Raw genomic sequence first — 12059 nt, 5'->3', positions numbered from 1 at the left:
GTGCCCGAAAACAGGGGCCGCACCAACCAGCAGCGGAATCCATGACAGCCAGCAGGGTTCGGTCGCGGTGGTCTGTCGCCGCTCATCCGCGCGCGGAGGTGAACTGACGGCTGCACACCAAGGATCCCGCGGACCGGGCCAGGTGGATCGTGACCCCATTCCAGGCCTCTGTGAACACCTGGCCGGAGTCCGACCATAGGCGGAGCAGGCTCCACGGAATCGTGAACGTGACCCGTGCTGATCCAGAGGCAGGGACGTGAGCCACGTGTGCACCGATCAGACGCAACAACGGCACAGCCCCACGAACGCCCGTATACGACGCGGAGTCCGTTGACGCATAGACCTGCACCACTTCATGAGCGGTCGTCGTCGCATTGCGCTCGAGCGTGATAGCCACCTGAATTTCGTCCCCGTTGACCTCCACTGAAGGGTGCGTCCACTGCGTGGGTGCGAGTGTCAGCCCGTGCCCGAAGGCAAATTGCGCTGGCTGGTCATAGAGGTATGTCGCTCCCGAGGTGATCATGTCGTACTCGAGGATGTCCGTCAGGGCGCTCTCGCGCACCCAGCTCTGTGCCAGGCGTCCGCTGAACTCGCGGTGTCCGAGCAGCAACGAGGCGAGGGCGGGACCCTGCCTGGCGCCGGCATGGCTGCTCCAGAGCACCGCTTCGGCCGCGTCCGCGTGCACGCCCAGATCGTAGGGGTAGGACGACACCAGCAAGAGCGCAGTGCGCGCTCGGGACCCCGGCTCTGGCAGCAGCTCGACGAGTCGCCGATCAGGGTCCGAGAGAGCCAGTGAGGTTCTGTCCTCGGTCTCTCTGCCGTTCACATGGGGTTCGTTGCCGACCACCGCGATCACGAGGTCCGCGCCGTCCACTGCTCTGCGCGCCTGCTCTTCTCGAGTGCTGATCGCATGCCAGGTGAGGGGTAGAGCGTCGGCAGGATCGCTCGTGCCCAGGATGAGCTTTCCCGTCTGCCGTTCGCTGCTGATGGCGCTCATCGATTTTCCCCAGAGTTGCTCGGTGAAGCTCCCCAGGGTCGCGGGGTTAGGTTAGCCGAGGTTCGTGCCGGTGGTGGCGCGGCGAATTTCTTCGGCGGCGGTGGCGTGGTGACGGAGCCTGTAGGAGGCGCCGTCGAGGGTCACGACGACGGAGCGGTGGAGAAGCCGATCGAGCATCGCGGCGGCGACGGTAGTGTCGCCGAGGATCTCTCCCCAGGCACCGACTGGCCTGTTCGTGGTGATCACGATCGAAGTCTTCAGGTAGCGCTGGTTGATGACTTGGAACAGGGCCGAGGCAGCTTCGGCCGGCAGCGGCAGATAGCCGAGCTCGTCGATGATCAGCAGAGTCGGGCCGGCGAAGAACCGCATCATCGTGGACCACTTCCCCTCGATCGCGGCGCGGTGGCAGCGAGCGGCGAGGTCAGCGGCGGAGGTGAAGTAGACCCGATAGCCAGCATTGACTGCGGCGTGGCCGAGGCCGGTGGCGATGTGGGTCTTACCCACTCCGGGCGGACCGATGAGCAGCACGTTCGTCGCGTTCTCCAGGAACCGGCAGGTCCCGAGCTCTGCGAGGAGGTTCGGGTCGATGCCGGAGGCGGCGTCGTGGTCGAAGTTGCTCAGCGTCGCTCCGGTGGGCAGGTTCGCGAACCGGAACCGGCCCGCGAGGCGACGTTTCTCGGTGGCGCTCACCTCGATCGCCAGCAGTTGCTCCAGGGCGTGGGTGAGGGTCCAGTCTTCGGCCTGGGCTTGATCCAGGATGCCGGGGAGGGCTTCGGCGGCGTCCGCGAGCTTCAGCTCGTCCAGGTGGCCCTTGAGCTGCTGATAGACACTCGCAGGAGTCGGAGCGGGTGAGGTGGTGGTCATGTCAGGGTGTTCCTGTTCTTCGCGGCCTGCTCATAGGCGGCCAGGTCGATCACGGTGGCGTTCGGGGCCGGCGGCCCGGTCAAGACCTGGGCAGCGGCCAGCGCCGCAGCACCGGGTGGGATGCGTTCCTTTCGGCGGTGGGGCCGTCCCGGCGGGGCCGAGGCCAGCGCGATGGTCTCCAGCGCGGTGACGTGCTGATCGGTGCGCTGGGTGATGCCCAGACCGGGCTCGGCCAGGCGGTGACGAGCAACCGCCGCGCCGGAGGTGGTGGTGATCTCGATGTGGTCCTTGCCGAGGTGCTGATGAACATTGACCGTGGCCATCGCGAGTTCGGGTGGGACGGAGTATCGGTTGCCGCGCCAGTGGATCAGGGCCTGCCGCGAGACGGTCCGGTGTTCGGTCACCACCACCGGGAACGCCATCGGCGGCAGGGGCCGGAGCCGCTCTTGAGCACGCATCGCCGCTGCGGTGGTGGTCCCGGTCGGGCTCTCGCGGCGGCGGCCGTCCTGCCGGGCCGCGAACGTTTCGAGGGAGGTCTGGGCCTGCTCGGCCGTGATCTCGTCGGGCAGGGTTCGCCACCAGCGTTGGGCGGCGGTGTGGTTGTTCTTCTCGACCACGCCCTTGCGGTTGCCTGAGCGGGGTCGGCAGGCGACGGCCTGGACTCCGTGGTGCTTCGCGAACGCGGAGAACATCGCGGTCAGGTCCCCGGTGGCGGGGTCCAGCACGGTCCGCATCCGATCGAACCGCCACACCCTGGTCAGCCCTCCGAGGAGGGAAAGCACGGTCGTCATCGCGGCCAGCAGGTGGGGCAGGTCCATCGAGGGCGCGATCGCGGCCCGCCAGACGCCGGAGTGGGCGAGCGAGCCGACCAGCAGGAACGCTCGCTTCGTGGGGTAGGCCCACTGCTCGGGTGCGTCGGGCAGCTCGAGCCAGTCGAACTGAGTCTCCTCCCCGGGCGGATGCTCGATCACCGCATTCGGACGCTTCGTGACGTGGGCGCAGGCCTGGCAGGCCGGCCGCAACGACCGGTCACGGATCTGCCGGGTCAGGGACTGGTAAGAGCCCTCGAACCCCAGCGGCCGCAGCTCGTCCAGCAGCGTCACGGCCCAGAGGTGGGGGTCCTCGATCAGTCTGGCGGTGACGTAGTCGGTGAAGGGCCCGAATGCGTCCGGGACGGCGGGTTTACGGACTCCGGGCTCGCGGTCGCCGCGGAGGTAGGAACGGATGGTCTTGCGGTCATGGCCGGTGCGTCGGGCGATCTCGCTGATCGTGATTCCCTGCCGGTGCAGAGCGTGGATGTCCACGCTGCTCCTCTCTGAGAGCATGAGCGTTGGGCCTCCCTGGAAGGCTGGTGAGTGGTCAGAGACCACCAGCATCCAGGGAGACCCGCCTCATGCGACGGAGCGACCCAGACTGGGGAATTTCGGTGAGCACAACTGGGGAATTTCGGCGAGCGTCATCACTGCGTACCCAGCACCCGCTGGCCACGTGCTGCAGCCGAGTCTGTCCGTCCGGGCCCCGCAGAGCGCGGAACGTCTCCTGGACGCTCCAGCCACCGATTCGCTCACTGCTGGCGCGCACATATCCGTACCCATCCGGCGCGAGCCAGAGTCCTGTTCTCAGCTCCCGCAGGCTCAACACCCCGTGGCCGTGGTCGAGGACCTCAAGGTTGACGGGGTCGATCGACCCGGCCCTGGCATCGGGGAGCCGCGGGACGTCGCTCGGGCGTTCGCTGAGGCGGAGGCCATCAGCGCTCGTTCGAGTCAGGGGTGCTCCGTCCACCAGGAGCTGGATGACGTCCAGGCATGCTGCGGAGCGCACCGGCCCATCGTGCTCGGCCGCTAGTGCAACGTCGAGTGGCACCGGATCGACCAGGTCTCCGCTGTACCAGTCCTGGAGCACTGTCCCGCCGAGGTAGCCGAGCACCGCGATGGTGCTGCCGGAACGCGCTGGCAGGGCCGCGTTGTCGTGCTTGAGCAGCACGGCAGCTCTCGCAGCGACCTGCTCGGACAGTGCAGTCGCCGCCTCGCGATCGAATGTGTAGGCGGGCCGGTCGGCGCTAGGGGAGTTGGGTGCAGTGCTCGCAGCGGACGGGGACATCGGAAGCTCACCGGTTCGGGCACGCAGAACCAGCTGGCGGACCACCGCCTGGTCGATGTGTCGCTCCTGGATCAGGCTCGCCTCGAGCGCGGCTCGTGCGGCTCGGATCGTCGGCCCCGAGTCCCGGTCATGGTCGGTGAAGGAGTCGACGCCGGCTCGCAGCATCGCGGCCACCGCCTCGGTGAGATCCGCGCAGGCGCCCTGGATCGAGAAGAGATTCGTGGGTGCGCCCGCATCGCTGACCACGAACAGCAGATCAGGATCGCCGACCAGGTGACGCAGGTGGTCGTTCACCAGCGGGGAGAGATGCGCGGGGACCCCGTTGGCGAAGTTGTAGGAGAGCATCACCGCACCCGCGGCGCCGCTGGCCAATGCCTCTTCGAAACCCGGCAGCTCATACTCGTGCAGCACCCGTGGCGAGAGCTCGGACGAGGTGGCGGCGCGGTCGACCTCATGGGAGTAGCCCAGGAAGTGCTTGAGCGTCGGCACCGTCGCCCACACCGGGCCCGCTCCACGCAAGCCCCGAGCGATCGCGCTGCCCAGGCGCGCATTGAGCAGCGGATCTTCGGACAAGCCCTCCTCATTGCGCCCCCACAGCGGGTGACGCAGCGGATTCACCACGGGCGCCCAGACGTTCAAGCTGGCCGGCTGCTCGTGCCCATGATGAACCCGCACCTCCCGCGCGATCTGTTCGCCCACGGCTTCGAGCAGGTCTGCGTCCCAAGTCGCCGCGAGCCCGACGGGCTGCGGATAGGTGACGGCTGGACCCCGCCAGGCGACGCCGTGCAGCGCCTCGGTGCCCGTGGAGAACGGGCCGATGCCCAGCCGTTCCACACCAGGGCTGTGCTGGTGCAGGAACGGCAGCTTCTCCTCGATGTCCATCGCACGGACCAGCGCGCGAGCGTGCTCCAGGCGCTCGACATCACTCGCATCGAGGATCGCGCGAGTCTCCAGCCAAGACGTGGATGGGACGGATGCCATGGGGTCCTCTTCGACGGCGGGGCACAGGAGGTTCCGTCGAGAGCTCCTGACAGAGGTCTTGCCACGAGCCTGGTCGACGGTTAAGGTTCGAGCCTATCGAAGCGCTTCGACACTTGGCTAGTCCGCGCTCGAGATTCATCACCCGGACTGCTTCGGCTACCGGGGGAGAACTGCGGTCGCTCATTCGGCAACCGCATACCGTCACAAGGAAGTGAGTGGATCATGAACCTCATCGACAACGCGGTCTCGCGTCGGCGGCTGCTCGGATACCTCGGTATCGGCGCCGGAGCCCTGGGCCTCGCCGCCTGTGGAGGATCCGGAGGCTCTGCCGCAGGCTCCGGCAGCGGGGGAGTGCTGACCGGTGCCGAGCTCACGGCCGAGGTCGAAGCCTCGCTCCCGAACAGCGCTCTGGAGTTCCTCGTCGAGCCGGACTTCCCGAGCGTGAACGGCTCCACTCCCGGCTACGTCACGATGCCCGACCCGCTGGTCAAGGGCGTCGACGCGGTGCCCGGTGCGGGCGGCGACTACACCGTGATGAGCCCGGCCTGGTGGACCTCGCCGCCGAACCTCGGCGACAACGCCTACTACGACGCAGTCAACGAGCAGCTCGGCGCGACCCTGGAGTTCCATGTGGCCGATGGCAACACCTACGCGGACAAGGTGCAGACGGTGCTCGCCTCCCCGAAGAACGTGCCCGACTGGATGGTGATCCCTTCCTGGAACATCCCCCCGCGCTTCATCGAGGGTGTCGGCAACGTGTTCCAGGACCTCACCGAGCATCTGGCCGGCGATGCGATCCATGACTACCCGAACCTTGCGCGGCTGGATCCTGCGGCATGGGCATACTCGATGTTCAACGGCCGCATCTACGGCCTTCCCTACCCGTCCGAGCTGATCACGAACGCGGTGTTCTATCGCAAGGACCTGTTCGAGCAGTTGGGGGTCGAGCCGCCCACCGACGCCGACTCGTTCCTGTCGGTGCTGACCGAGATCATCGACGAGGGAGCCAATCGCTGGGGCTGCGAGAACCTCTGGAACACCGCACAGATGATGTACGCGATTCCCTCGACCTTTGCGGAGCGTGACGGGAAGCTGGTCCATCCCTTCGAGATGGAGGAGTACAAGGAAGCCATCGTCTGGCTGACCAAGGTGATCGAGTCCGGTGCGATGCACCCGGACGCCGTAGCCGGCAACGACGGACCCGCCAAGGACCGCTTCGAATCCGGTCAGACCCTCGTGATGAACGACGGCGTCGGCGGCTGGCACGAAGCCCTCACTCGGGTGCGTCCCACCAACCCGGACTTCGACCAGATGGCGATGGACCTGTTCGCACCCGATGGCGGGGCACCGACCCTGTACCGCGGCGCTCCGGTCAACATCTTCTCCTTCCTCAAGAAGAACGATGACGCCGAGCAGGTGCGCGAGCTGCTGCGCATCGCCGACTGGTGCGCCTCCCAGTTCGGGACCGAGGAGTTCGACCTGCTCACCTACGGAGTGGAGGGCACTCACTTCGAGCGCGATGAGCACGGCGTCCCTCAGATGAACGACCAGGGCCGGCGCGAGGTGACCTCCACCTACCAGTTCCTCGCCCAGCCCGGGATCGTCAACGCCAAGGTGCAGTTCCCGGAGTACGTCGAGGCCTCGACCCAGTGGATGGCCCGTCAGTCCGAGCACGTGGTCGATCCGCTGTTCTACGGAATCCAGATCCAGGAGCCCTCAGAGTTCGGCTCCCTCAGCCAGCCGTTTGACGATCTGGTCGTGGACATCAGCCGCGGGCGCAAGGACATCGGCGCACTCGATGAAGCGGTGGAGCACTGGCGCTCCTCCGGGGGCGACAAGCTGCGCGACTTCTACGCCGAGTTCATGTCCTGAACTGAGCTCATGTCCTGAACTGACTGCCCATCAGCTGTCGCGCTTCCAGAACCGAGGTGTCCATGTCCATAGATACTGCACGGCCGTTACGGTCCCGTCGACCCTCCCGCCGCCCCGCGGCAGGTGGGTCGACGGGGCCTGGCCGCCGCACCGTCAGCTTCACAAGCCGGCTGCGCCGTGATCGCTCGCTGATCCTCATGACCATGCCGATGGTCGTGCTGCTGCTGGTGTTCGCGTACATCCCGATCCTCGGGAACGTGATCGCGTTCCAGGACTACTCCCCGTTCATCGGGATCAGGAACAGCTCCTGGGTCGGAGCGCACCAGTTCGAGCGGGTGCTGCTGGATCCCCTGTTCTGGAACGCAGTCAAGAACACGCTGGTGATCACTGCTTTCCAGCTGGTGTTCTACTTCCCGATCCCGATCATCCTGGCGATCCTGCTGAACTCGATCCTCAATGAGAAGGTCCGCACGGTCATCCAATCGATCGTGTATCTGCCGCACTTCTTCTCCTGGGTGGTGGTGGTCTCGATCTTCCACCAGATCCTGGGCGGCGCCGGTCTGCTCAACCAGTTCACCCGCGAGTTCGGTCTCGGCACGGTGAACGTCATGACCGATCCCGATACGTTCCTGTTCCTCATCACGTCTCAGGTGGTGTGGAAGGACGCCGGCTGGGGCATCATCGTCTTCCTCGCCGCGCTGAACGCCATCGATCCGGCCCTGTATGAGTCCGCCGCGATGGACGGCGCAGGGAAATGGCGCCGCATCTGGCACATCACCCTCCCCGGTATGCGGGCGGTGATCGTGCTGCTGCTGATCCTCAACCTCGGCAATTCCCTGACGGTCGGCTTCGAGCAGCTGATCCTCCAACGGGACGCTGTCGGCGCCGGTCGCGCCGAGGTCCTGGACACCTTCGTCTACTACACGGGCGTGCAGAACGGCGACTGGAGCTACGCCGCTGCCGCCGGACTCCTGAAGGGAGTGGTCAGCATGATCCTGGTGCTGGGAGCCAACAAGATCGCGCATCTGTTCGGTGAGGCGGGGGTGTATCAGAAGGCATGAGCACCTCTATCGGGCCCGGGCCCAGCCCCGTCAGCGCGCCGGTTCGCCAGGGCGTGGCCACCGGCGTGCTCGCCGGCGCAGGCAGCCCGCCGCGCAAGCGCCGTCCCTCCTCGCGACCGGTCTGGGACGAGGACCCCTCGCTCCCGGCACAGGGCGCGAAGGGCATCGTGCTGGTGCTGATCTGTCTGGCGGTGCTGGTCCCGCTCTACACGATCATCCTTACCAGCCTCTCGCCGCAGGGCGCGATCACGCGGGCCGGCGGCCTGGTGCTGTTCCCCGACGGAATCACCCTGGACGCCTACCGCCAGGTGCTCTCGGGCGGCATCGTCACCCGCGCAGTGATCGTCAGCCTCGGGGTGACCGCGGTGGGCACGGCGCTGTCTCTGACGGTGTCGGTGCTGGCCGCCTACGGCCTGTCCCGGCCGGGGAGCCTCCTGCATACCCCGATCCTGTTCCTGATGCTGGGCACCATGTTCTTCGGCGCCGGCATGATCCCGATGTACCTGCTGGTCTCGGGGCTGGGACTGATCGACAGCTACTGGGCGCTGATCCTGCCCAGCGCCATCTCCGCCTTCAACATCGTGATCATGCGCGGCTTCTTCCAAGGCATCGACCAGGGCATCCTAGAGTCTGCACGGATCGATGGCGCTTCGGACTGGCGGATCCTGTTCCAGATGGTGCTCCCGATGTCGAAGGCGGTGGTGGCCGTGGTCGCCCTGTTCTATGCCGTCGGCTACTGGAACGCCTTCTTCAACGCGATCCTCTACATCAACGACTCTGCCATGCAGCCTCTGCAGGTGGTGCTGCGCAGCTTCGTGCTGCAGGGCGTCTCTGTTCCGGGCCAGGTCGATGTGGGCTCGGGCGAGGTGGCCACGCTCGCGGTGCAGATGGCGGTGATGGTGATCGCGCTGGTGCCGGTGGTGATCGTGTACCCGTTCATCCAGCGCCACTTCAAGACCGGCGTCATGATCGGCGCGGTCAAGGGCTGACCGACGTGCTGCGAGGGACGAGCGGTAGGAGGTCGGCGAGTGTGTGGAGGCTGACCGACGTGCTGCGAGGGACGAGCGGTAGGAGGTCGGCGAGTGTGTGGAGGCTGACCGACGTGCTGCGAGGGACGAGCGGTCAGGCCTGCAGCCGATGGGTGGTGTCGCGCTCGATGAGTGATGGCGCTATCAGCTGGTCGCGGGGGTCCCCGCGCCCCTCGATGAGATCAGTCGCCGTGGTCACTGCGGCCCGTCCGATCGCCGCGACAGGAATCTCGACAGCCGTGTACTCCACGGCACCGAGCAGGGTCGTCTCCCGGGGAGCGATGGCCACGACCTGCAGGTCGGCAGGCATCGAGATCCCTTCGGCCGCCAGTGCCCGGTGGATCGCAGGCAGCGCGCTCTCGTTATGGATGACCAGTGCATCAGGACGGTCGTTCGTGAGGATCGTGCGGATCATCTGCCCCGTGGAGTCGACCTCATGGTCGTGGACCAGGTGACGGGCTGGCAGCTCGAGGCGGGCACAGGTATCCCTGAAGCCTCGGGTGGCGCGGTCGGCGTAGGTGGCGTGACGGGTCTGGGTCGCCGCAGGCGATCCGATCATCACCAGTCGTCGAGCACCTCGGCGATGCAGTTCGGTCACGGCCAGCGTCGAAGCCTGTTCGAAGTCGAAGTCGACCCGGGGGATGCCGAGCGCCTGGCTCGGATAGCCCAGCAGCACGACGGGACGTGCGGCGTCGGCCAGGACCGGGATCCGCGGATCGTCTTCGACCACGTCCATCACCACCAGTGCGTCGACTTTGCCCTCTGCGAGCACTCGCACGGTCGCCTCATGGTCCTCTGCCGCGATCAGGAGGATCTCGCTGGAGGCTGCGTGGGCAGCCGTCATCAGCGAACGGACGAACATCATCACCACGTGCGCATCGACATCCGCAGCCAGCGGGACCGCGAGCCCGATCGTTCCGGCTCGCTGCGAGGCGAGGGCGCGAGCCCCCGCATGGGGGTGGTAGCTCAGGCGCGTGATCGCCGCATTGATCCGTTCCCTGGTCGCTGCGGAGATCGCCCTCTTGCCGCTCAGCGCGTAGGAGACGGTGCTCAGGGAGACGCCGGCCTCGCGCGCAATATCCGACATGGTGGCCATGGCGCCGCCTCTCTGCCAGGAGGAATGTGAATGACGATGAGAAGTGCGATGTCCCGATCTTGTGACGTATTGTCCCATCTTCGCGCCCAGCACGGCGTGCGCGGAGCGCTCTTCGGCGCAGATTACAACCCCGAGCAATGGCCTCGCGAGGTGCATGCCGAGGATCTGGATCTGATGGATCGCGCCCATGTCGACTTCGTGACTGTCGGGGTGTTCTCCTGGGCGCGGCTGGAGCCGGAGCCGGGACGCTTCGATGTGGCATGGCTCGACCAGGTGCTCGATGACCTCCATGCGCGAGGCATCGCCGTGGACCTTGCGATCCCGGTCGCGTCACCACCCCCGTGGCTCGGCGTGATGCACCCGGGCTCCCTCCCGGAGACCCGCTCGGGAAGCACTCTCTGGTGGGGTTCGCGCAATCAGTTCAACCCGTCCTCTCCCGCCTATCGTGAGGCAGCCAGACGGATCACGCGGATGCTGGTGCAGCGATATGCGGAGCATCCGGCGGTGGTGATGTGGCACGTCGGCAACGAGTACGGCCAGCTGTCCCATGACGACAGCACCGCCGGTGCCTTCCGTGCCTGGCTGCAGGCGCGTTATGGTGACATCGATGTGCTGAACCAGGCGTGGGGGACCACGGTGTGGTCGATGGGGCTGCGCGGGTTCGAGGACGTGATCCCACCCCGCGAGACGCCCTATCTCTTAAATCCTGCGCTCGAGCTCGACTTCGCCCGCTTCACCTCAGATCAGCTGCTGGACTGCTATCTCGATCTGGCGGGGATCATCCGTGAGGCGGCGCCCGACGCCTGCATCACCACCAACTTCATGGGCTTCTTCCCGCTGGTCGACTACGGGGCGTGGAGCGAGCATGTCGATGTGCTGGCGGATGACCACTACACAGACCCGGCGGATCCCGCCTCCCGCCTGACGGCCTCGCTGACCCACTCCTATCTGCGCACTCTGGGGCACGGGCGTCCGTGGGTGCTGATGGAGCAAGCGGCGGGAGCCGTGAACTGGCGCGCCCACAACGTGCCGAAGACCGCCGCTCAGAACCGTCTGGATACCTGGCGCGCTCACGCCCACGGCGCCGATGTCATCTCCTACTTCCAGTTCCGCCAGGCGGCGAGCGGACCCGAGACCTTCCACTCGGCCCTGGTCCCGCATGCAGGGGCGGACACCGCCCGATTCTGCGGAGTCGCCGAACTCGGGCGCGAGCTCGACGACAGCCCGCTGGCGGACATCGCCCCCGGCACCTCTCGGGTGTTCTTCGTCCACGACTGGGAGTCCTGGCGCGCCGCCGTGGGAGGAGGCCGGGCCACGTCGGCTCTCGACCCGATCGCGCAGAACGAGATGTATTACGAGCCGTTCTTCCGTGCCGGGGAACGGGTCGACATCGGCCCGTCGACCCTGTTCGCCCCCACAGAAGAATTCGGAGCAGCAGAAGGCGGTGCAGAACCGTCGGGAAGCAGCCTGCACAGTCGCTATGACCTCGTCGTGCTGCCCTCACAGTTCCTTGCCCGGGCCGAGCTGACCCCGGTACTGGAGCAGTTCGTGCGGGACGGAGGCCAGCTGCTCATTGGCCCGCACAGCGGGGTCGTGGACCAGGATGTCCGTGCTCATCTCGGCGGCTTCGGAGGCGGCCTGCTCGAGCTCGCAGGGGTGTTCCGCGAGGAGCCGTGGCCGCTCGCAGTGCCGATCGTCGTCTGCGACGACACGGGGGCGGAGGCCGAGGTGTCACGATTCGTCGAGGTTCTGCGCACGACGACGGCGCATCGCCTCTGGACCGTGGCGGAGGGTGCACTGCAGGGGCGACCGGTGGTCACCCACCGGGAGCTGGGGAAGGGGGCGATCTGGTACCTCGGCGGCCTGCTGGATCCTGAGACGCTCCATTCCGTGATCGGACGGGCCGCGGCTGCCGCGGGCCTGGAGCTGGCCAGCCTCCCTGAGCAGGTCGAAGTGATCCGTCGCGGGGAGGCCGTGGTCGTCCTGAACCATGGCAGTTCACCGGCACGGCTCAGCATCGCGGGTGCGGACCTGGAGGTGCCGGGGTAGGAGCTTGTGGT

At 66.9% G+C, this 12059-nt stretch carries 9 protein-coding genes; 4 read left to right on the top strand and 5 right to left on the bottom strand.

The window, feature by feature from the left end; genetic code table 11:
- Positions 1-82 precede the first annotated feature (82 nt).
- The 4 genes from ACT3T9_RS16135 to ACT3T9_RS16120 are packed head-to-tail and all read right to left on the bottom strand — an operon-like array spanning position 83 to position 4942.
- Positions 83-997 (bottom strand): glycoside hydrolase family 3 C-terminal domain-containing protein, encoded by a 915-nt coding sequence (locus ACT3T9_RS16135; protein ID WP_444607033.1) that lies wholly within the window; start codon positions 995-997, stop codon positions 83-85.
- 51 nt (positions 998-1048) lie between these two features.
- Positions 1049-1861 (bottom strand): IS21-like element helper ATPase IstB, encoded by an 813-nt coding sequence (gene istB, locus ACT3T9_RS16130; RefSeq protein WP_444607032.1) that lies wholly within the window; start codon positions 1859-1861, stop codon positions 1049-1051.
- Positions 1858-3165: an IS21 family transposase gene (gene istA / locus ACT3T9_RS16125; RefSeq protein ID WP_444607031.1), complete on the bottom strand. Its 1308-nt coding sequence runs from the start codon at positions 3163-3165 to the stop codon at positions 1858-1860. The genes istB and istA overlap by 4 nt, the downstream gene beginning before the upstream one ends.
- A gap of 55 nt (positions 3166-3220) precedes the next feature.
- On the bottom strand, positions 3221-4942 hold the full coding sequence (locus tag ACT3T9_RS16120) for a glycoside hydrolase family 3 N-terminal domain-containing protein (RefSeq protein WP_444607030.1): 1722 nt from the start codon (positions 4940-4942) through the stop codon (positions 3221-3223).
- 222 nt (positions 4943-5164) lie between these two features.
- Here ACT3T9_RS16120 and ACT3T9_RS16115 point away from each other — a divergent pair, with 222 nt between their 5' ends.
- From ACT3T9_RS16115 to ACT3T9_RS16105, 3 genes are all read left to right on the top strand, one after another.
- Positions 5165-6814, top strand: coding sequence for an extracellular solute-binding protein (locus tag ACT3T9_RS16115; RefSeq protein ID WP_444607029.1), 1650 nt, complete (start codon positions 5165-5167; stop codon positions 6812-6814).
- A gap of 62 nt (positions 6815-6876) precedes the next feature.
- Entirely contained in the window at positions 6877-7875 is a 999-nt protein-coding gene (locus ACT3T9_RS16110; protein ID WP_441445642.1) for an ABC transporter permease, read from the top strand.
- On the top strand, positions 7872-8864 hold the full coding sequence (locus tag ACT3T9_RS16105) for a carbohydrate ABC transporter permease (protein WP_441445641.1): 993 nt from the start codon (positions 7872-7874) through the stop codon (positions 8862-8864). The genes ACT3T9_RS16110 and ACT3T9_RS16105 overlap by 4 nt, the downstream gene beginning before the upstream one ends.
- Before the next feature lie 133 nt (positions 8865-8997).
- On the opposite strand, the gene ACT3T9_RS16100 is transcribed toward ACT3T9_RS16105, so the two are convergent.
- Complete coding sequence (locus ACT3T9_RS16100) at positions 8998-9999, bottom strand: LacI family DNA-binding transcriptional regulator (RefSeq protein ID WP_444607028.1); 1002 nt, start codon at positions 9997-9999, stop codon at positions 8998-9000.
- 48 nt (positions 10000-10047) lie between these two features.
- Between ACT3T9_RS16100 and ACT3T9_RS16095 the strand changes: the two genes are divergently transcribed.
- Positions 10048-12048 (top strand): beta-galactosidase, encoded by a 2001-nt coding sequence (locus ACT3T9_RS16095; RefSeq protein WP_444607027.1) that lies wholly within the window; start codon positions 10048-10050, stop codon positions 12046-12048.
- The last annotated feature ends 11 nt before the right edge of the window (positions 12049-12059 follow it).

The organism is Brachybacterium sp. AOP29-B2-41 (genome assembly GCF_052378395.1).
GTDB lineage: Bacteria > Actinomycetota > Actinomycetes > Actinomycetales > Dermabacteraceae > Brachybacterium.
This window is presented reverse-complemented; position numbering and strand designations above follow the sequence as displayed.

What these genes read in the sequence shown, in the direction of transcription:
- ACT3T9_RS16115 (WP_444607029.1), top strand. Translation starts at nt 5,165, where the DNA reads ATGAACCTCATCGACAACGCGGTCTCGCGTCGGCGGCTGCTCGGATAC.
- ACT3T9_RS16135 (WP_444607033.1), bottom strand. Translation starts at nt 997, where the DNA reads ATGAGCGCCATCAGCAGCGAACGGCAGACGGGAAAGCTCATCCTGGGC.
- ACT3T9_RS16120 (WP_444607030.1), bottom strand. Translation starts at nt 4,942, where the DNA reads ATGGCATCCGTCCCATCCACGTCTTGGCTGGAGACTCGCGCGATCCTC.
- ACT3T9_RS16095 (WP_444607027.1), top strand. Translation starts at nt 10,048, where the DNA reads ATGTCCCGATCTTGTGACGTATTGTCCCATCTTCGCGCCCAGCACGGC.
- ACT3T9_RS16105 (WP_441445641.1), top strand. Translation starts at nt 7,872, where the DNA reads ATGAGCACCTCTATCGGGCCCGGGCCCAGCCCCGTCAGCGCGCCGGTT.
- ACT3T9_RS16110 (WP_441445642.1), top strand. Translation starts at nt 6,877, where the DNA reads ATGTCCATAGATACTGCACGGCCGTTACGGTCCCGTCGACCCTCCCGC.
- istB (WP_444607032.1), bottom strand. Translation starts at nt 1,861, where the DNA reads ATGACCACCACCTCACCCGCTCCGACTCCTGCGAGTGTCTATCAGCAG.
- ACT3T9_RS16100 (WP_444607028.1), bottom strand. Translation starts at nt 9,999, where the DNA reads ATGGCCACCATGTCGGATATTGCGCGCGAGGCCGGCGTCTCCCTGAGC.